This is a genomic window from Streptomyces katrae (assembly GCF_000717655.1).
GTDB lineage: Bacteria > Actinomycetota > Actinomycetes > Streptomycetales > Streptomycetaceae > Streptomyces > Streptomyces katrae_B.
Map to the genome: position 1 here is coordinate 527,038 of NZ_JNZY01000002.1, position 19,718 is coordinate 546,755.

The following is a 19,718-nucleotide window of genomic DNA, read 5'->3' on the forward strand; positions in this document are numbered from 1 at the left end:
ACCCCCGTCGCGGCGGCGCAGGGCGGTGTACGGGCGCGGGCGCGGTGCGGCCTGAGGCGGCAGGAGTAGTCACCGCGGCAGTCTCCCACCCCTTACCGCCGGACGGAACGGGGGATGCACCCCCGGGGCGCCCCCGCGGGCACCCCGGTCAGAACAGCGGCTGCGGCAGGACGCCCTCCAGCGCCAGCAGCGACCGCTTGGTCTCCACCCCGCCGCCGAACCCGCCGATGCCCCCGTCGTTCTCCACGACCCGGTGGCAGGCCACCACCAGCGGGAGCGGATTCGACCCCATGGCGTTGCCCACGGCCTGGGCGGCGCCCGGCTGTCCGACGCGGGCCGCGAGCTCCCCGTACCCCACGACCGCCCCGTACGGCACCGAGCGGTCCAGCTCCTGGAGCACCTGCCGGTTGAAGCCGGAGCTGAGCCGCCAGTCCAGCGGCAGGCCGAAGCGCTTGAGCGAGCCCGCGAAGTAGGCGGTCAGCTGGCGTATCGGCTCGGCCAGCAGCACCTCCTCGCCCGGTGCCGGGCGCCAGGCGTCGGCGCCGAGGCGGGAGACGAGGGAGCCGATCATCTTCTCGAACCGGTCCGGACCGGCATGGAACTCGACCCGGACCAGACCCTCGGGGGTCGCGGCCAGGAGCAGGGGCCCGACGTCGCTGGGGACGACGGTCCATTCGAGGTGCGGCCCGCGGGGCCGCTCGGTGCTGTCCACCCCTCCACCGTACGGGGCGGGTACGACAGCCCGGACACTTCCCGGTACCCCTAGTAAGGGAACGCGCCGAGCAGCGCCTCCTGGCCGAGCACCGCCTGCTGTACGACGTCGGGGGCGTTGGTGATGATCCCGTCCACGCCCATCCCCTGCACCTTCCGGGCCGTCGCCTCGTCGTCCACGATCCAGGTGTCCACCTCCATCGCCTTGCCGTGGGCGCCCAGCAGGCCGTGCACCGCCGCCACCCAGTCGGCCGAGATGGTGGTGTGCCACGGGTTGATCCGGTCCGTGAACTCGGCGTACTTCGGCAGGTCGGCGACGGTCGGGGTGCCCAGGAAGGCCGTCACGAGGTCCGGGCGCAGGCCGTGCACGATGCGTACGGAGTCCGCGCTGAAGCTCTGCACGACCAGGCGGCGCTGCACGTGGTCCGTGTCGAGCCAGCCGGCCTCGTCCAGCACCTGCAGCGTCTCCTTCTCGATCCCGGGGTAGAGCTCGGGCTTCTTGATCTCCAGCAGCAGCCGCTGCCGGTTGTCCTGCACCCGGTCGAGGTACTCCCGCAAGGTCGGCACCCGGGCGCCCGTGAACTCCTGGCCGAACCAGCTGCCCGCGTCGAGCGTGGCGATCTCCGCCGCCGTGAAGTCCTCGACCCGCCAGGGGCCCCGGTCCGGGAACGCCTGCTCGACGTCGGTGGTGCGGGCCAGGGTGTCGTCGTGGACCACCACCAGCGCCCCGTCCTTGGTGCGCTGGACGTCGTTCTCGACCCAGTCGAAGCCCAGCCGCATCGCGAGGTCGATCGCGTAGAGGGTGTTCTCCGGCGCGTACGCCGAAGCGCCCCGGTGGGCGTACACCACGGGGCCCAGCAGCCCCGTCGCCCCGGTGGCGCCGGCGGGGGAGGCCGGGGAGGAGGGGCCGGTGGCGGCGGACGAGGTCGTCCCGCCCAGCACGGTCAGGGCGAAGCCCAGGAATGCGGCGGCGGCCGCGGCGGCGGGTCGGACGTACATGTGCGTTCTCCTCGGTTCGGAGCCCTGTTCCTGCGTCAGACGCGTGCGGGATGGCAGACGTTGCGGCGATGCACCACACGGGGGACCTCTACGGCGATCATGCGGTTGATGATCACGGGGCCGCCACCGAACTACGACAAACGGACCAGAAAGGAGGACTTCCGTCCCGCCCGCCGGACCCGGCGCAGCGCCGCGGGACCCGCGCGCGGCTGCGTGAGTGTCAGTGGGGGGTCGTACGGTGGACTCATGCGGCCCGTATCGAAGATCGAACGCACGGTGGCGCCTTTCGAGGTCGTCAGCCCCTACCAGCCCAGCGGCGACCAGCCGGCGGCCATCGCCGAGCTGGAGAAGCGCATCCGTGCAGGTGAGAAGGATGTCGTCCTGCTGGGTGCGACCGGCACCGGCAAGTCGGCGACCACCGCCTGGATGATCGAGAAGCTCCAGCGCCCCACTCTGGTCATGGCGCCGAACAAGACGCTCGCCGCCCAGCTGGCGAACGAGTTCCGCGAGCTCCTGCCGAACAATGCCGTCGAATACTTCGTCTCGTACTACGACTATTACCAGCCCGAGGCGTACGTTCCGCAATCGGACACCTACATCGAGAAGGACTCCTCGATCAACGAGGAGGTGGAGCGGCTGCGCCACTCCGCGACCAACTCGCTGCTCACCCGGCGCGACGTGATCGTCGTGGCGTCCGTGTCCTGCATCTACGGCCTCGGTACCCCGCAGGAGTACGTCGACCGCATGGTCCCCCTCAAGGTCGGCGACGAGATGGACCGGGACCAGCTGCTGCGCCGCTTCGTCGACATCCAGTACACGCGCAACGACGTGGCCTTCACCCGCGGCACCTTCCGCGTGCGCGGGGACACCATCGAGATCTTCCCGGTCTACGAGGAACTGGCCGTCCGCATCGAGATGTTCGGCGACGAGATCGAGGCCCTCTCCACCCTGCACCCGCTGACCGGCGAGGTCATCAGCGAGGACCGCGAGCTGTACGTCTTCCCCGCCAGCCACTACGTCGCCGGCCCCGAGCGCATGGAGAAGGCGATCGCCGGCATCGAGGCGGAGCTGGCGGAGCGCCTCGCCGAGCTGGAGAAGCAGGGCAAGATGCTGGAGGCGCAGCGCCTGCGCATGCGCACCACGTACGACCTGGAGATGATGCGCCAGATCGGGTCCTGCTCCGGCATCGAGAACTACTCGCTGCACATGGACGACCGCGAGCGCGGCTCCGCGCCCAACACCCTCATCGACTATTTCCCCGAGGACTTCCTCCTCGTCATCGACGAGTCGCACGTCACCGTGCCGCAGATCGGCGCGATGTACGAGGGCGACGCCTCGCGCAAGCGGACCCTGGTCGACCACGGCTTCCGGCTGCCGTCCGCCCTGGACAACCGGCCGCTGAAGTGGGAGGAGTTCCAGGAGCGGATCGGCCAGACGGTCTACCTGTCGGCGACCCCGGGCAAGTACGAGCTCTCCCGCGGCGACGGCTTCGTCGAGCAGATCATCCGTCCCACCGGCCTCGTCGACCCGGAGGTCGTGGTCAAGCCCACCGAGGGCCAGATCGACGACTTGGTCCACGAGATCCGGCAGCGGGTGGAGAAGGACGAGCGCGTCCTGGTCACCACCCTCACCAAGAAGATGGCCGAGGACCTCACGGACTACTTCCTGGAGCTCGGCATCCAGGTCCGGTACCTGCACAGCGACGTCGACACCCTGCGCCGGATCGAGCTGCTGCGCGAGCTGCGCGCCGGCGAGTACGACGTCCTGGTCGGCATCAACCTGCTGCGCGAGGGCCTCGACCTGCCCGAGGTGTCGCTGGTCGCGATCCTCGACGCCGACAAGCAGGGCTTCCTGCGCTCGGGGACCTCCCTGATCCAGACCATCGGCCGCGCGGCGCGCAACGTGTCGGGTCAGGTCCACATGTACGCGGACAGCATCACCCCGGCGATGGCGCAGGCGATCGACGAGACCAACCGCCGCCGGGAGAAGCAGGTCGCCTACAACACGGCGAACGGGATCGACCCGCAGCCGCTGCGCAAGAAGATCAACGACATCGTCGCCACCATCGCCCGGGAGGAGCTGGACACCGAACAGCTGCTCGGCACCGGGTACCGCCAGGGCAAGGACGCCAAGGCTCCCGTGCCTTCGCTCGGCGTGGTCAAGGCGGGCCAGGTCACCGTGGGCGGCAAGGGGGTCAAGGGCGCCAAGGCCGCCAAGGCGGCCAAGGAGGCCGCGGTGCTGACGGACCGTCCGGCCGAGGAACTGGCCGCGCTCATCGAGCAGATGACGGAGCGGATGCGCGGTGCGGCGGCCGAGCTCCAGTTCGAGGTCGCGGCCCGGATCCGCGACGAGGTGGGCGAGCTGAAGAAGGAGCTGCGGCAGATGAAGGAAGCGGGCCTCGCCTGACCCGGGGCCGGTCAGTAGGGTTGGCAGCAGCCGCAGGTACATGTGCGCACCCACATCGGGGGCGGGCTAGGAGAGGGGACAGCGCGTGACGGTCAACATGACCAAGGGTCAGGCCATCAGTCTGCAGAAGCAGGACGGGGGCACGCTGACCGCGGTCCGGATGGGCCTCGGCTGGCAGGCGGCCAAGCGCCGCGGGCTGTTCGGCTCGCGGACCCGGGAGATCGACCTGGACGCGTCGGCGGTGCTCTTCGCCGACAAGCAGCCGGTGGACGTGGTGTTCTTCCGGCACCTGCAGAGCGACGACGGCTCGGTCCGGCACACCGGTGACAACCTCGTCGGCGGCGCCGGCCAGGGCGGGGACGACGAGTCGATCCTCGTCGACCTCCAGCGCGTGCCGGTGCACATCGACCAGATCGTCTTCACGGTGAACTCGTTCACCGGCCAGACGTTCCAGGAGGTGCAGAACGCGTTCTGCCGCATCGTCGACGAGACCAACGGCCAGGAGCTGGCCCGCTACACCCTGGACGGCGGCGGGCAGTACACCGCGCAGATCATGGCGAAGGTGTCGCGCGCCGGCAGCGGCTGGCAGATGACGGCCCTCGGCAACCCGGCCAACGGCCGCACCTTCCAGGACCTGATGCCGGCGATCCTGCCGCACCTGTAAGCGGTACGGCACCACCGCAGTACGGCACGGCAGCAGTACGGCAGAGCAACGGAAAAGAAGAGCAAGGGCGCGGGGGAGGGCTGCACGATGACGGCCGAACTGGTCCGGGGGCAGAACCACCCCCTGTCCCGGACGCAGGTGGAGATCAGGGTCTCGGCGGGTACGCCCGTCCTGGCCCTGGCCTCGGCCTGCGACGACGCGGGCCGGCTGGCCGGCCCCGAGTCGGTGGCCCACCCCGGCGCCCGGAAGCTGCCCGGAGTGGAGGTGCCGGGGGTGGTGGCGGGCGAGCACCGCTTCGCCGTCGACCTCGACGCCGTCGCACCGTCCGTGCACCGGCTCGGGGTGGTGCTCGTCCTGCCGCCCGGCGGCCCGGCGCGCTTCGGCGCGGCCCCTGCCTCGTACGTGGCCGTGGCCGACCCGGAGGGCGCCGAGCTCGCCGGGTACACCGTGACCGGGCTGGAGTCCGAGACCGCCGTCGTGGCCCTCGAGCTCTACCGGCGCCAGGACGCCTGGAAGGTCCGCGCCGTGGGCCAGGGGTACGCCGACGGGCTCGGCGGGCTGCTCGCCGACGCCGGGCTGGGCGCACCGGCCGCCGTCGCCCTGGCCGCCGCGGTCGTGGGAGCGGCCGCGCGGGACGAGGCGACGCGCGCCCCCGCGCCCACCGCGTCCCTGCCCACCGGGGCGGCCCCCGGGACTCCGCTCGGCCGTCCGGAACCGCAGGACGCGGCTGCGGCCGTGCCCGCCCCGGCGGCCCCCGGGCAGCAGGGGCCCGTCCCGGTCTCCGGAGTCCCGTACGCCGGTACGCCGGGCAGTGCGCCGGGGGACTCCGGCGACGGCCCGCCCACGCTCAACTACGTGCACCCGCGCAGGCGCCGCAGTACCACCGAGCCGCCCGAACCGGCGCCGCAGGCCGCCGCGCCCGCGCAGCCCGGCCGACCGCCCGTGCCCGTCGCGGGCGACGCCAGCGGCTGGTCCATGGACGAGCGGCTCTACAACCAGGTCTGGGGCATGTTCGAGGACCTGGCCCGCTCGGTGGCCGCCTACCGCAGCGCCTGCGACTTCGCCGAGTCCCGGATGGACCGCGAGCTCGACGATGCGCTGTCCGACCCCCGCCACCGCCTCGCAGGCTCCGGCAACGCCGCCCGCGACGAGGCACGGGCCCGCCACGACGAGCTCGTCGACCAGGCCAAGGCCGTGCTCGACCGGGACCTCGCCCAGCTGATCGCAGAGTCCGAGGTGGTCGAGCCCGCGCTGCCGGCCCCGTACGCCCGCTGGGCCAACCCCGTCTGGCACGGGCACGGGGTCCCCGAAGAGGCCCCGATGGCCCTGCGCCTCGGTGACCTGCACCTGCCCGAGAGGTCCGACCTGCGGATCCCCATGCTCGTGCGGCTCCCCCTGGAGCGCGGGCTGTGGATCGACAACGGCCGCACCGGTTCCGAGGCCGCGATGGCGATGGACACCGACCGGCTTCGCCGGGCCGCCATGGACATGGCCGTCGCGCACGCGGTCCGGCTGCTCGCGGTCCACCCCGGGGACCGGTTCTCCGTGCACGTCATCGACGCGGCCGGGGCGGGAGCCGCCTCCCTGGCACCGCTGGTCGCGGCCGGGGTGCTGGCCGGCCCGCCCGCAGCGGGTGCCGCCGGGGTCACCAAGACCCTGGCGGAGCTGACCCGACGGGTGGACCTCGTGCAGATGGCCGTACGGGCCGGGGCGCCCGAGGACCTGCCGCCCGATGTGGACACCGCCGACCAGCTGCTGATCGTGCACGACTTCCCGCACGGCTTCGACGACCGGGCCGTCACCCGGCTGCGCTACCTGGCCGACGAGGGTCCGGCGGTCGGCGTGCACCTGCTGATGGTGGCGGACCGCGACGAGGCCTCGGCGTACGGGCCGCTGCTGGACCCCCTGTGGCGCTCGCTGATGCGGCTGTCGCCGGTATCGGACAACCACCTCGCAGACCCGTGGGTGGGGCACGCCTGGACCTTCGAGCCGGACCTGCCGCCGCAGGGCAGCCGTGTCCTGGAACAGACCCTCGACCGGATCGCCGCGGCCCGGCGCAATGCCCGCCCATGACCGGTTCTTGGTCTTCCCTTTACCTTTGCGGGCTCTGACGGGTAACCTGGGCGCGCGGAGGGGAGTATTCCTGCTTTCCTGCTACGGCGTACCCGTCAATACGGACCGCTTCGGTCAATGAACCGCAGTCGGTCCCGGGGCGCCGGCCCGCGGCCTCCAGGCCGCCCGGGTGGAAGAGACCTCCGGCAGCGATGACGCTGACATGTGTGCTGAGCCATCTGCCGGAGGCGAATAAGCAGTGGATGTTTCGTTGAACGTCTGGGTGCTGACCATTCTCGGTCTGAGCATCCTCATCGGCGCCGATTTCTTCATCGGCCGCAAGCCCCATGACGTGTCGGTGAAGGAAGCCGGCATCTGGACGGTCGTCTGGATCGTCCTCGCCGGACTCTTCGGCCTCGGCCTGATGTTCTCCGGCAACAGCCAGGCCTCCCAGGAGTTCTTCGCCGGCTTCATCACCGAGAAGTCCCTGAGCGTGGACAACCTGTTCGTGTTCGTCCTGATCATGGCGAAGTTCGCGGTGCCCTCCCAGCTCCAGCAGCGCGTGCTGCTGGTGGGCGTGCTGATCGCCCTGGTGCTCCGCGCGATCTTCATCGCGGCCGGCGCCGCGATCATCACCAACTTCTCGTGGGTCTTCTACATCTTCGGCGCGTTCCTGATCTACACGGCCTGGAAGCTCGTCCAGGAGGCGCGCCGGGACGAGGACGAGGAAGAGTTCGAGGAGAACCGCCTCCTCAAGTCGATCGAGAAGAAGTTCGGCGTCGCCGACCAGTACCACGGCACCAAGCTCTTCATCCGGAACAACGGCAAGCGGATCATGACCCCGCTGATGATCGTGATGCTGGCCATCGGCACCACCGACGTGCTGTTCGCCCTGGACTCGATCCCCGCGATCTTCGGCCTCACCCAGGACCCGTACATCGTCTTCACCGCCAACGCCTTCGCCCTGATGGGTCTGCGCCAGCTGTACTTCCTCATCGGCGGCCTGCTGAAGAAGCTGGTCCACCTCAGCTACGGCCTGTCCGTCATCCTCGGCTTCATCGGCATCAAGCTGGTGCTGCACGCCCTCCACGAGTCAGGCGTGCACGTCCCGCAGATCTCCATCCCGGTCTCCCTGGGCGTCATCTGCGGTGTCCTGGTGATCACCACGATCACCAGCCTGATGGCCTCGAAGAAGCAGGCGGCCGCCGAGGCCGCCGCCCGCTCGGAGAGCATCGACGCGTAGGGCCCACGATCCCGACGGGTCACGCGGGGGCGGCCGCTTCGGCCGCCCCCGTTCCCGTGCCCGCGCTCGTGCCCGACTCGGTACCGGGGCCCGTCCGGGCCCGCATGACCGTCGGGTTCGTCTCCGGGAGCAGCGCGAAGCAGACCAGGCTGAGCAGGGCGACCGCGCTCAGGTACACCGCCACGCCCCACGGCGGACCGGAGCCGTCCGCCAGCGCCGTCGCCACGATCGGGGTCAGCGCGCCACCCAGCACCCCGCCCAGGTTGTAGCCCACGGCCGCGCCCGTGCAGCGGATCCGAGGGGCGTACAGCTCGGGCAGGTACGCGCCCACCACGGCGAACATCGTCACCATGCCCAGCAGCCCGCCGAGGCAGCCCAGCGTCATCAGCAGCGGGTCACCGGTGCGCAGCAGCGCGATGAACGGGAACATCCACACCAGGCAGAGCGCGCAGCCGGCCAGGCACAGGGGCCGCCGGCCGTGGCGGTCGCCGAGCACCGCCATCACCGGGGTCATCAGGCCCTTGAGTGCGACGGCCGTCATGATGCAGGCCAGCATCACCGTGCGGTCCACGCGCAGGTGCTCGGTCGCGTACGCGAGGGACCAGGTGGTGACCGCGTAGAAGACCGCGTACCCCATGGACAGGGCGCCGCCGGTCAGCAGGAGCAGCCGCCAGTGCCCGCGCACCACCTCGGACAGCGGGGCGTCGGAGCGCCGGCCGGTCTCGGCGAGGGCGCGGAACTGCGGGGTCTCCTCCACCGAGCGGCGCAGCCACAGCCCGGCGAGGGCCAGTACGCCCGCCGCCCAGAACGGGACGCGCCAGCCCCATGAGGTGAACTGCCCGTCGGTCAGCGTGGCGGACAGGGTGAGGGTCATTCCGTTGGCCAGCAGGAAGCCCACCGCCGGGCCGGCCTGCGGGAAGCTGGCCCACAGCCCGCGCCGTTGCTCGGGGGCGTGCTCGGCGGTCAGCAGGACCGCGCCGCCCCACTCGCCCCCGAGGCCGAGCCCCTGGAGGAAGCGCAGCACCAGCAGCAGGAGGGGTGCTGCCATGCCGATCGTCGCGTACGTCGGCACGCAGCCGACCGCCACCGTGGCGAGGCCCGTCAGCAGCAGGGAGCCGAGCAGGACCGGGCGCCGCCCGTAGCGGTCGCCGATGTGGCCGAAGACGACGGAGCCCAGCGGGCGGGCGAGGAAGCCGACGCCGAACGTGCCGAAGGCGGCGAGGGTTCCGGCGAGCGGGGAGAAGGACGGGAAGAACAGCGGGCCGAGCACGAGGGCGGCGGCCGTGCCGTAGACGAAGAAGTCGTAGAACTCGATGGCCGTTCCGGCGAGCGAGGCCGAGGCCAGCCGCAGCATCGAGGGGGAGCGGGGAACGACGGGGAGAGGGAGGGCGGGGGAGGGGTCTTGTTGCATGGTGCAGCAATTACCCCGCCCCACACCCCCAGGACGTGCGTTCGGTCATCTTCGACCGGAAGGAGTGCTTCCTGTCGCGGTGTTGACCGGGATCGGGCGGGTGCTACCAGCCGCGCTCGCGCCATTCGGCCAGGTGCGGCCGTTCCGCGCCGAGCGTGGTGTCGTTGCCGTGCCCCGGGTAGACCCAGGTCTCGTCCGACAGCTGCTCGAAGAGCTTGTGCTGCACGTCGTCGATGAGGCTGGCGAAGGCCTTCGGGTCGTTGTTGGTGTTGCCGACGCCGCCCGGGAAGAGGCAGTCCCCGGTGAACACGTGCGCATGCCCGTGCGGGTCGTCGTAGATCAGCGCGATCGAGCCGGGGGTGTGCCCGACCAGGTGGCGGGCGGTCAGCGTGACCCGTCCGACCTTGATCGTGTCCCCGTCGGCCACGGGTACGTCGGTGGCCACCGGGATGCCCTCGACGTCGTCGGCGCCCGCGTAGGTGCGTGCGCCGGTCGCCTCGACCACGGCCTGGAGCGCGCCCCAGTGGTCGCCGTGCCGGTGCGTCGTGACGACGGACGCGATGCCGTCGTCGCCGATCAGCTGCAGCAGGGTCGCCGGCTCGGCGGCCGCGTCGATCAGCAGCTGCTCGTCGGTGGCCCGGCAGCGCAGCAGGTACGCGTTGTTGTCCATGGGGCCCACCGCGACCTTGGAAATCATCAGGTCCGGGAGTTCGTGCACGTCGGCCGGACCGCCGACCTTGACCGCTCCGCTGTACGTCATGTCCTGATCCTAGAGTGGGGGGAGGGCCGGGAGGAGGCCGCCGACGACAGTGAGGTGTGCGCCCTTGTCCCCGCGCCCGGCCAGCCAGCCGAGGAGCTCGGCCGCGGTGCCGACCAGGGTGACGGGGCCGCCCTCGGCGCCGCCGGTGTGCCAGGTGGAGCCGCTGCCGTCGCCCTCGCTCTGCAGGGTCACCGGGGGCACCTCGGGGCGCCCGGCCCAGCGGTCGGCGAGGAAGGCGATCTCGCGCCCGGTGAACTCCTCCGGGAGGTCGGAGAGCTCGTAGCCGATGTTCAGGTCGACGTGGTGCAGCTCGACCTCGACGAGGCGGCGGAAGGGCACGTTCGCGGCCAGGTCGGTGACGCCGTTTCGCAGCTCGACGGTGCGCGACCAGTCCTGGTCCTGCCCGGTCTGCGCCAGGAAGCCGGCGTGGGTCTCGCGCAGGTCGGCGAGCTGCACCTCCAGCGGGCGCGGGGCGTCGCGCTCGATGTCGGAGTCGCGGGCCTCGGCGCTCTCGTACATCGGCCGGCCCGCGAAGACGTTGACGAGGGCGTCCGCATTGCGCGCGAGGTGGGCCAGCACGTGGCCGCGGGTCCAGCCCGGGAGGTGTGACTCCTCGGCCAGGGCGGCGTTGTCCAGTTTCGCGACCGCGGTCAGCAGTCGGTCCGTGGCTGCACGTACAGATTGCAGGTCGTGCACATGATCAGTCATGGATCCGAGCCTAGTGCCGCGGTGCCCCGGCCACACGAACGGGTGAAGCCGTCCGGGGAGTGCCGTAAATCGAATGCGCGTGCTATACGCTCGAAGTCCAAGCTCTCTTCCCCGTTGCAGAGGCGCCCCCCATACCCTGGGACGGGGGCCCGTGCCCCCGCTCTCTCAAGAAAGGTGCGGACCGGCGTGACCGACCGTCTCATCGTTCGTGGCGCTCGCGAGCACAACCTCAAGAACGTCTCGCTCGACCTGCCCCGCGACTCACTCATCGTCTTCACCGGACTCTCCGGTTCGGGCAAGTCCTCCCTGGCCTTCGACACGATCTTCGCCGAGGGCCAGCGCCGCTACGTCGAGTCGCTCTCGTCGTACGCCCGCCAGTTCCTGGGGCAGATGGACAAGCCCGACGTGGACTTCATCGAGGGGCTCTCGCCGGCCGTCTCGATCGACCAGAAGTCGACCTCGCGCAACCCGCGCTCGACGGTCGGCACCATCACCGAGGTCTACGACTACCTCCGTCTGCTCTTCGCGCGCATCGGCAAGCCCCACTGCCCCGAGTGCCGCCGCCCCATCTCGCGCCAGTCGCCGCAGGCGATCGTCGACAAGGTGCTCGCGCTCCCCGAGGGCAGCCGCTTCCAGGTGCTCTCGCCGCTGGTGCGCGAGCGCAAGGGCGAGTTCGTCGACCTCTTCTCCGACCTCCAGACCAAGGGCTACAGCCGGGCGCGGGTGGACGGGGAGACCATCCAGCTCTCCGAGCCGCCCACGCTGAAGAAGCAGGAGAAGCACACGATCGAGGTGGTCATCGACCGCCTCACCGTCAAGGACAGCGCCAAGCGCCGGCTCACCGACTCCGTGGAGACCGCCCTCGGGCTCTCCGGCGGCATGGTGATCCTTGACTTCGTCGACCTCGCCGAGGACGACCCCGAGCGCGAACGGATGTTCTCCGAGCACCTCTACTGCCCGTACGACGACCTGTCCTTCGAGGAGCTGGAGCCGCGCTCCTTCTCCTTCAACTCGCCCTTCGGCGCCTGCCCCGAGTGCACCGGCATCGGTACGCGCATGGAGGTGGACCCGGAGCTGATCATTCCGGACGAGGACAAGTCCCTGGACGAGGGCGCGGTCTCCCCGTGGTCCCTCGGCCACACCAAGGACTACTTCCAGCGGCTGATCGGCGCGCTCGCCGGCGAGCTGGGCTTCCGTACGGACATCCCGTGGGCCGGGCTGCCGCTGCGGGCGAAGAAGGCCCTGCTCTACGGGCACAAGACGCAGATCGAGGTCCGCTACCGCAACCGGTACGGGCGGGAGCGGGCGTACACGACGGCCTTCGAGGGCGCCGTGCCGTTCGTCAAGCGCCGGCACGCCGAGTCCGAGAGCGACGCCAGCCGCGAGCGCTTCGAGGGCTACATGCGCGAGGTGCCGTGCCCGACCTGTGAGGGCACCCGGCTCAAGCCGATCGTGCTCGCCGTGACGGTGATGGAGAAGTCCATCGCCGAGGTCGCCGCGATGTCGATCAGCGAGTGCGCGGACTTCCTCGGGCGGTTGCGGCTCGACGCCCGCGACAAGAAGATCGCCGAGCGGGTCCTGAAGGAGGTCAACGAGCGGCTCCGCTTCCTCGTCGACGTCGGCCTGGACTACCTCTCGCTGAACCGCGCCGCCGGCACCCTGTCGGGCGGCGAGGCCCAGCGCATCCGCCTCGCCACCCAGATCGGCTCCGGCCTGGTCGGCGTGCTGTACGTCCTGGACGAGCCCTCCATCGGGCTGCACCAGCGGGACAACCACCGGCTGATCGAGACGCTGGTGCGGCTGCGGGACATGGGCAACACCCTGATCGTCGTCGAGCACGACGAGGACACCATCAAGGTGGCCGACTGGGTCGTGGACATCGGCCCGGGCGCCGGCGAGCACGGCGGCAAGGTCGTGCACAGCGGCTCGCTGAAGGAGCTGCTGAAGAACGGCGACTCGATGACCGGGCAGTACCTGTCCGGGAAGCGGTCCATCGCGGTGCCGGACATCCGCCGGCCCGTCAACGGGAACCGTAAGCTGACCGTCCACGGTGCCAAGGAGAACAACCTGCGGGACATCGACGTGTCCTTCCCGCTGGGCGTGCTCACGGCGGTGACGGGCGTTTCGGGATCGGGCAAGTCGACGCTGGTCAACGACATCCTGTACACGCACCTGGCGCGCGAGCTGAACGGCGCCCGCTCGGTGCCGGGACGGCACACGCGGGTGGACGGGGACGACCTCGTCGACAAGGTCGTGCACGTCGACCAGTCGCCGATCGGGCGGACCCCGCGGTCCAACCCGGCGACGTACACGGGCGTCTTCGACCACGTGCGCAAGCTCTTCGCGGAGACGATGGAGGCGAAGGTGCGCGGCTACCTGCCGGGCCGCTTCTCCTTCAACGTGAAGGGCGGCCGGTGCGAGAACTGCTCCGGCGACGGCACGATCAAGATCGAGATGAACTTCCTGCCGGACGTGTACGTCCCGTGCGAGGTCTGCCACGGCGACCGGTACAACCGGGAGACGCTGGAGGTCCACTACAAGGGCAAGTCCATCGCCGAGGTCCTGAACATGCCGATCGAGGAGGCGCTGGACTTCTTCGAGGCGGTGCCGACGATCTCGCGCCACCTGCGGACGCTGAACGAGGTGGGGCTGGGGTACGTCCGGCTCGGCCAGTCGGCGCCGACGCTCTCGGGCGGTGAGGCGCAGCGCGTGAAGCTGGCGTCGGAGCTGCAGAAGCGGTCGACGGGGCGGACGGTGTACGTGCTGGACGAGCCGACGACGGGTCTGCACTTCGAGGACATCTCGAAGCTGATCAAGGTGCTGTCGGGGCTGGTGGACAAGGGCAACTCGGTGATCGTCATCGAGCACAACCTGGACGTCATCAAGACCGCGGACTGGGTCATCGACATGGGCCCGGAGGGCGGTTACGGGGGCGGTCTGGTGGTCGCCGAGGGCACGCCGGAGCAGGTCGCGTCGGTGGGCGCGAGCCACACGGGCAAGTTCCTGCGGGACATCCTGGGGGCGGAACGGGTCTCGGACGCCGGCTCGCTCGTGACCCCGCCGAAGAAGGCCGCCGCGAAGCGGACTCCGGCCAAGAAGACGGCGACCGCGGCAAAGAAGGCTGCGACCCCGGCAAAGAAGGCAGCTGCGGCCCCGGCCAAGAAGGCTGCGGCCCGGGCCCGCAAGGCCTAGCTGCTGCGAGGTGCGTGGTCCGAGGGGCCCGGCCGCCGGCCGGGCCCCCTCAGGGCTACGTCGCCACGCCCACCGCGTGGCCCGTCGTGGCCGGGTCCGTCAGGGACGTCAGGAGGGCGTCTGCGACATCTGCGCGGGAGATCGTGCGCGCGTTGGGGACATTGGCGCCGATGACCCGTCGGTAGCCCGTGCGCGGCTTGTTCAGGAGGCGGGGCGGGCGGATCACCGTCCACTCGGTGCCGCTCGCCCGGATCGCCGCCTCCATGACCGCCAGGTCCGCGTACAGGTCGCGCAGCGCCCGGCGGAGGAGCGGGAGGAAGACCTTCCGGGCCAGCACCCCGTCGCTCGCCACGTCCGGCCCGACCGGCGCCGCGCTCACCGCCGCGAGGCGGCTCACCCCCGCCCGGTCCATCGCCGACACGACGGCCCGTACCGCCGGCCCGGTGACCGGCGCGAGCCGGGCCTGCTTGTTGCTCGCCGAACCCAGGGCGGAGATCACCGCGGACCGGCCCGCCAGGACCGGGACCAGCGCGTCCTCGTCCGTCAGATCGCGCACCACGGCCACCTGGAGGCGGTCGTGCGCCGGCACGCCCAGCCGCGCGGGGTCGCGGACCACCGCCGTCACCTCGTGGCCCGCGTCGAGGGCCTGTCGGACGACCTCGCGCCCGACACCGCCCGTGGCTCCGAACACCGTCAGTTTCATCGCCGGCTCCCGTCCAAGGGTGGGTGAGCATTTACTCACCCCTTCTTCCGCTAGGGTGAGTGAATGCTCACCCCGAAGTCAAGCCGGCCCACGCCCGAGCGGCTCCTCGACGCCGCCGAGACGCTCATGCGCACCATCGGCCTCGCCAACACGACCACCAAGGCCATCGCCCGCGAGGCCGGCTGCTCGGAGGCCGCGCTCTACAAGCACTACGCGAACAAGGAGGAGCTCTTCGTGCGCGTCCTCATGGAGCGCACCCCCAACGCCGGGCCGCTCATGGCCGAGCTCGCCGGCGACCACGACGAGCGCTCCGTCGAGGAGGCGCTCACCGCGATCGCCCGGCACGCCTCGCTCTTCTACGCCGACGCCATGCCCATGGCCGCCTCGCTCTTCGCCGAGCCCGCCCTGCTGACCCGGCACCGCGAGGGCGTCCAGGAGATCGGCACCGGCCCCCACGTCGTACGCGACGCCCTGACCGGCCGGCTGCGCCGCGAGCTCGAGCGGGGGCGGCTGCGCCCCGACGCCGATCCGGAGGCGGCTGCCGGGCTGCTGCTCGGGGCCTGCTTCCAGCGGGCCTTCTTCCTGCACTTCTCCGGCCCGGAGGTGGTCCGGCCCGTCGAGGAGTTCGCCCCCTCCGTGGCCCGGACCCTGTGGGCCGCTATCCGCTGAGCTCCGCCGCGAACGGCGGCTCCGCGCCCGCCCGGGTGCAGGTCAGCGCCGCCGCGTGGGCCGCGTAGGCCAGTACGCCGGGCCAGTCCACCGGGCCCCCGGCCGGACCCGCCGGACCCGACAGGCGGTGCAGCAGGGCCGCGTTGACCGTGTCGCCCGCGCCGATCGTGTCCGCCACGGCGACCCGCCGGGCCGGCGCCGTGTACTGCGTACCCTCCCGGGTCCGGACCGTCAGCCCCTGTGCACCCCGGGTCAGCACCACCGCCGAGGGCCCCGCCGCCAGCCAGTCCGAGACCCGGCCGCCCAGCCACCGGGCGTCCTCCTCCGACAGCTTGAGGACGGACACGTACGGCAGCCAGCCCAGGAACCGGGCCCGGTACGCCGCCGGATCCGCGATCAGCGCCGGGCGGATGTTGGGGTCCAGCAGGGTCAGCACCCCGCGCCCGGACTCCCGGCGCAGCAGGGCCTCGTACGCGCTCGCGCCCGGCTCCAGGGCGAGGGAGCACGTGCCGAGGGCCAGGGCCCGGGTGCCGGTGGGGAGCGCCTCGGGCAGGGTGAACAGCCGGTCGGCCGTGCCCTCCACGTAGAAGCCGTACGCCGCCGAGCCGTCGGGGGCCAGCGAGGGCACGGCGAGGGTGGTGGGCTCCGGCCCGCGCTGGACCAGCGAGAGGTCCACCCCGGCCGCACGCAGCCCGGAGAGGAGGCCCTCGCCGAAGCCGTCCGTCGAGACCCGGGAGCAGAAGGCGACGTCCGCGCCGAGCCGGCCCAGCGCGAGGGCGGTGTTGTACGGCCCTCCCCCCGCCCGCGGCACGAGCGCGCCCGGCGGCTGCGCCACGGGCACGAGGTCGATCAGGGCTTCTCCACCGACGACGATCACGCGGGGGAAGGTATCCCATCGGGCGGCGGAACCGGGCGGCGGTATCGTCGGGGGGCGCCCAGCAGGGCCTTCGTGCCCGGAGAACCCCCGTACCAGGAGAACCGCATGTCCGCGTCGCAGTCCGCCGCCCGCCGTACCGTGCTCAAGGGCGCCGCCGCGATCGTCGGGGCCGTCGGCGGAGGGACGGCGCTCGCGGCCTGCTCCACCGAGGGCAACAGCGGCTCCGGCTCCCCGGCGGTACCGGCCGCCCCGGTGGAGCTCGGCGCCGCGTCCGAGGTCCCGGTCGGCGGGTCGAAGCTGTTCCGGAAGGAGAAGGTGGTCGTCAGCTGCCCGGCGGAGGGCCAGTACAAGGCGTTCAGCGCCCAGTGCACGCACGCCGGCTGCGTCCTCGACAAGATCGTCGAGGGCGAGGGCAACTGCCCCTGCCACGGCAGCCGCTTCGACGTGACGACCGGCAAGGTGCTGCGCGGCCCGGCCGCCGACCCGCTGCCCGCCGTGCCCGTCAAGGCCGAGGGCGGCAAGCTCGTCGCGGGCTGAGCCAAAGACCCCCCTAGGCCCAGTCCCAGGCGATCCCCAGCAGCCCGCGTCGCACCCCCGGCTCCACGAGGTGCACGGCCCGGTGGCGGCCGCTCGGCGTCAGGTCCGCCAGCCCGCTGCGCGGCGCCCCCGGTCCGGACCGGCTGAACCGCCGGCAGCGCACCGGCAGGGCCGCCTCGTCGAAGCGGACCTGGAGCACGTACTGCCCGCCGCTGTAGCTGAACCCGCGGACGTACTCGGTGCAGCGGCCGCCGGTCCCGTCCTCGAAGCCGTACCCGAAGACGTACGTGTCCCCGGCGCGCAGCCGGGCGTCGAAGAGGAGCTCGGCGACCAGCACCTCGGCCTCCCGGTGCCAGCGGACGCGTCCGGTCCGGCAGTTCTCGTCCGCCCGGACGCGGACCCTGGCCGGGTCGCAGCCGGGGTCGCCGTGGTGGACGGCGAGGTACCGGTCGACCCCGTCGCGGTGGGCCCGTACGACGTGCTGCGACTCGCGGCCCAGCAGCTCGCCGCCCGCCCCGATCCGTACCCGCTCGTGGTGGCCGACGGTGTGCAGGCCGCCGTCGGCGGGCAGTTCCAGGCCGGCCAGCAGCCCTTCCACGGCCGCGCCGACGCTGACCAGGGCCCGGTACGAGCGGGCCGGCGGGCGCATCGCCCCGGGGCCGGTGCCGTCCGGTGCGGCCAGCAGCCGCAGCAGGGTGCCCTCGGGCAGTTCCAGGATCTGCTCCAGGGCCCGTACGGCCTTCAGGGACTCGGGGCGGCTCGGCCGGCGGGCGCCCTGCTGCCAGTAACTGAGGCTGGTCACGCCGAGTTTGATGCCGCGGGCCGCGAGGCGGTGCTGGACGCGGTGCAGGGGGAGGCCGCGGGCGGTGAGGGCGGCGCGCAGCGCGAGATGGAAGGGGCCGGCGCGCAGCAGCTGCCCCAGCTCCTGGGCATCCCCTCGTGCGCTTTCCCGCGTTCTCTCCCCGGTCACGGCTCCTCCTGTGAACATTCACGCACGGTGGGGCGGGAGGGCTCGCGGGTGGCAGCCGGGGTCCAGGTGAAAGGACGACAGTCGTTCACACTGCGATCCCGCCGTTCACACTGCAATGTCACCGCGTATTGAAGCCTGTTGACCTGGTCGCGACAACACCCTGATGCTCGGCGCAGCGTCCGGACGTGCTCCTCCATCCCCAGCCTCCCCGGCCCCACCCGGGGAGATCCCCACACGGGAGGAACGCGATGCGCAACCGAAACCGGCGGCGGCTTTCCCTGGCCGCCGTCCTCACCGCCGTGCTCTTCACCCTGCCCACCGGTACCGCCACCGCCGTCGGTGCCGGTGCGGGCACCGAAGCCGGCACCGGCTCCGCCCTGGCGTACAAGCGCCTGGACATCACCATGCAGGCCCAGCAGAAGACCAACTGGTGCTGGGCCGCGAGCGGCAACACCATCGCCACCTGGTTCGGCCGCAACCACACCCAGAACCAGTTCTGCAACGCCGCCTTCAACCGTCAGCAGGGCTACGACTGCCCCAACAACCAGGCCACCCTCGGCAACGTCCAGACCGCCCTGAACTGGACCGGCATCAACTCCGGCTCGTACGTGAACGGCTGGCTCCGCTACACCACCGTGCAGAGCGAGATCGACGCGAACCGGCCGGTCGAGACCCGGATCCAGTGGTCCAACGGCGGCGGCCACATGCACGTCATCTACGGCTACGACACCGCCAACAGCTGGGTCTACTGGGGCGATCCGTGGCCGTCCAGCGACCGCTACAACTGGGCCTCGCACGCCTGGTACGTCGACAACAGCACCTTCTCCTGGACCCACTCGCTCTACCGGATCGGGGCGTGACCGCCATGTCCAAGCGTGCTTCCGTCGCGGTCCTCACGGCTTCGGCCGTCCTCGTACTGGCCCCGCAGGCCTCGGCGGCACCCGTACCGCAGCCGCAGTCCGTCACCGCCGAGACCAGGGCCGCGGCCGCGCAGGCGGCCGGCGCCCCCGACACCCTGGCCACGCTCTCCCGCTTCTTCGCCCGCGAGGGCAAGGTCGCGAGGGATGCGGCCCGGCCGCACATCGAGGGGGAGGCGATACCGGTCAGCTACCTGTCCCCGGACTTCGTGGCGGGCAAGGCCGGGGCGTCCGTGGCCCGGCTGGAGTTCCTGGCCAGCAAGGCGGTCTCCTCGGACGGGCAGCAGGCCGCGCTGTGGACCGCCCGGACCGGGGCGGGGTGGCAGGTCGTGAACATCGCCACCGGCGACGACGAATTCCGCTACGCGCAGATGGGCGCCGCGAAGCTGCCGGGCGGGACGGTGTTCCGGGAACCGCAGATCGACGCGTGGTACGTGGCCCAGGGCGGCCGGGTGCTGCCGCTGGACGAGGAGGCGGAGCGTGCCGTCGGGGCGGGGGGTACCAGCCTTGCCGCGTACCGGTCACGGGTGACGCGGGCGTACGGGGACAAGCTGCCGGGGTCGGCGTATGCGGAGGGGGGCATGGCCGGGGGGTACTCGGCTGCCGCCGATGATCCGGGCACGCCGGTGGCGGCCGGGGCCGTCGCCGGTGGGCTGGCGCTGGGGGCGCTCGGGGTTGTCGCCGTGCGGCGGGCGCGCCGGGCGCGCCGGGACCGCGTGGTCGTCTGACCCGTCCGGTTCGCGCCCGCCGGGGCGCAGCCGGCAGGACCCGGGCGGCCCGTCGGCCGTCCGGGCCCTGCGGGTGGCTGCTCCCCGCCCCGCCCTTCTCCCGGTCCCCGGGCCCTTCCCGGCCGGCCCTCAAACGCCGGGCCGGCCGGGAAGACCCGGGGCTGCGCCCCG

General features: G+C 72.0%; 17 protein-coding genes. 9 read left to right on the top strand and 8 right to left on the bottom strand.

The window, feature by feature from the left end:
• Positions 1 to 148: 148 nt before the first annotated feature.
• Together IF09_RS0104605 and IF09_RS0104610 are read right to left on the bottom strand one after the other, a co-directional pair.
• On the bottom strand, positions 149 to 712 hold the full coding sequence (locus IF09_RS0104605) for a methylated-DNA--[protein]-cysteine S-methyltransferase (RefSeq protein ID WP_030292181.1): 564 nt from the start codon (positions 710 to 712) through the stop codon (positions 149 to 151).
• A 50-nt stretch (positions 713 to 762) separates the two neighbouring features.
• Positions 763 to 1,710 (bottom strand): glycerophosphodiester phosphodiesterase, encoded by a 948-nt coding sequence (locus tag IF09_RS0104610; RefSeq protein WP_030292183.1) that lies wholly within the window; start codon positions 1,708 to 1,710, stop codon positions 763 to 765.
• Positions 1,711 to 1,956: 246 nt separating this feature from the next.
• Between IF09_RS0104610 and uvrB the strand changes: the two genes are divergently transcribed.
• From uvrB to IF09_RS0104630, 4 genes are all read left to right on the top strand, one after another.
• The gene (gene uvrB / locus IF09_RS0104615; protein WP_030292184.1) at positions 1,957 to 4,116 is read left to right on the top strand and encodes an excinuclease ABC subunit UvrB; all 2,160 of its coding nucleotides are present in this window, start codon (positions 1,957 to 1,959) and stop codon (positions 4,114 to 4,116) included.
• Positions 4,117 to 4,201: 85 nt separating this feature from the next.
• On the top strand, positions 4,202 to 4,780 hold the full coding sequence (locus IF09_RS0104620) for a TerD family protein (RefSeq protein ID WP_030292185.1): 579 nt from the start codon (positions 4,202 to 4,204) through the stop codon (positions 4,778 to 4,780).
• A gap of 87 nt (positions 4,781 to 4,867) precedes the next feature.
• Entirely contained in the window at positions 4,868 to 6,853 is a 1,986-nt protein-coding gene (locus tag IF09_RS0104625; RefSeq protein ID WP_030292186.1) for a TerD family protein, read from the top strand.
• Between the two features lie 238 nt (positions 6,854 to 7,091).
• On the top strand, positions 7,092 to 8,075 hold the full coding sequence (locus IF09_RS0104630; RefSeq protein WP_030292187.1) for a TerC/Alx family metal homeostasis membrane protein: 984 nt from the start codon (positions 7,092 to 7,094) through the stop codon (positions 8,073 to 8,075).
• Positions 8,076 to 8,094: 19 nt separating this feature from the next.
• On the opposite strand, the gene IF09_RS0104635 is transcribed toward IF09_RS0104630, so the two are convergent.
• The 3 genes from IF09_RS0104635 to IF09_RS0104645 all read right to left on the bottom strand — a co-directional run bounded on the left by IF09_RS0104635 (position 8,095) and on the right by IF09_RS0104645 (position 10,954).
• The gene (locus IF09_RS0104635) at positions 8,095 to 9,429 is read right to left on the bottom strand and encodes an MFS transporter (protein WP_051832092.1); all 1,335 of its coding nucleotides are present in this window, start codon (positions 9,427 to 9,429) and stop codon (positions 8,095 to 8,097) included.
• 160 nt (positions 9,430 to 9,589) lie between these two features.
• The gene (locus IF09_RS0104640) at positions 9,590 to 10,246 is read right to left on the bottom strand and encodes an MBL fold metallo-hydrolase (RefSeq protein WP_030292191.1); all 657 of its coding nucleotides are present in this window, start codon (positions 10,244 to 10,246) and stop codon (positions 9,590 to 9,592) included.
• Between the two features lie 9 nt (positions 10,247 to 10,255).
• Positions 10,256 to 10,954 (bottom strand): maleylpyruvate isomerase family mycothiol-dependent enzyme, encoded by a 699-nt coding sequence (locus IF09_RS0104645; protein ID WP_030292193.1) that lies wholly within the window; start codon positions 10,952 to 10,954, stop codon positions 10,256 to 10,258.
• A gap of 186 nt (positions 10,955 to 11,140) precedes the next feature.
• Here IF09_RS0104645 and uvrA point away from each other — a divergent pair, with 186 nt between their 5' ends.
• Positions 11,141 to 14,146 (top strand): excinuclease ABC subunit UvrA, encoded by a 3,006-nt coding sequence (uvrA, locus tag IF09_RS0104650; protein ID WP_030292195.1) that lies wholly within the window; start codon positions 11,141 to 11,143, stop codon positions 14,144 to 14,146.
• 55 nt (positions 14,147 to 14,201) lie between these two features.
• Here uvrA and IF09_RS0104655 read toward each other — a convergent pair whose 3' ends face one another.
• A complete protein-coding gene (locus IF09_RS0104655; protein ID WP_030292196.1) occupies positions 14,202 to 14,849 on the bottom strand; it encodes an NAD(P)-dependent oxidoreductase in 648 nt (215 codons plus the stop codon).
• A gap of 63 nt (positions 14,850 to 14,912) precedes the next feature.
• On the opposite strand from IF09_RS0104655, the gene IF09_RS0104660 reads away from it, so the two are divergent.
• Complete coding sequence (locus IF09_RS0104660; protein ID WP_030292198.1) at positions 14,913 to 15,518, top strand: TetR/AcrR family transcriptional regulator; 606 nt, start codon at positions 14,913 to 14,915, stop codon at positions 15,516 to 15,518.
• Here the strand turns inward: IF09_RS0104660 and IF09_RS0104665 are convergent.
• Positions 15,508 to 16,395: a carbohydrate kinase family protein gene (locus IF09_RS0104665; protein WP_030292199.1), complete on the bottom strand. Its 888-nt coding sequence runs from the start codon at positions 16,393 to 16,395 to the stop codon at positions 15,508 to 15,510. The two genes, IF09_RS0104660 and IF09_RS0104665, sit on opposite strands and share 11 nt — an antisense overlap.
• Positions 16,396 to 16,500: 105 nt before the next feature.
• Here IF09_RS0104665 and IF09_RS0104670 point away from each other — a divergent pair, with 105 nt between their 5' ends.
• On the top strand, positions 16,501 to 16,932 hold the full coding sequence (locus tag IF09_RS0104670; protein WP_030292200.1) for a Rieske (2Fe-2S) protein: 432 nt from the start codon (positions 16,501 to 16,503) through the stop codon (positions 16,930 to 16,932).
• Between the two features lie 13 nt (positions 16,933 to 16,945).
• On the opposite strand, the gene IF09_RS0104675 is transcribed toward IF09_RS0104670, so the two are convergent.
• Positions 16,946 to 17,902: a hypothetical protein gene (locus IF09_RS0104675; RefSeq protein WP_037633882.1), complete on the bottom strand. Its 957-nt coding sequence runs from the start codon at positions 17,900 to 17,902 to the stop codon at positions 16,946 to 16,948.
• A gap of 248 nt (positions 17,903 to 18,150) precedes the next feature.
• On the opposite strand from IF09_RS0104675, the gene IF09_RS0104680 reads away from it, so the two are divergent.
• Positions 18,151 to 18,762, top strand: coding sequence for a papain-like cysteine protease family protein (locus IF09_RS0104680; RefSeq protein WP_030292203.1), 612 nt, complete (start codon positions 18,151 to 18,153; stop codon positions 18,760 to 18,762).
• Positions 18,763 to 18,767: 5 nt separating this feature from the next.
• Positions 18,768 to 19,547: a hypothetical protein gene (locus IF09_RS0104685; RefSeq protein WP_078613058.1), complete on the top strand. Its 780-nt coding sequence runs from the start codon at positions 18,768 to 18,770 to the stop codon at positions 19,545 to 19,547.
• Positions 19,548 to 19,718 lie beyond the last annotated feature (171 nt).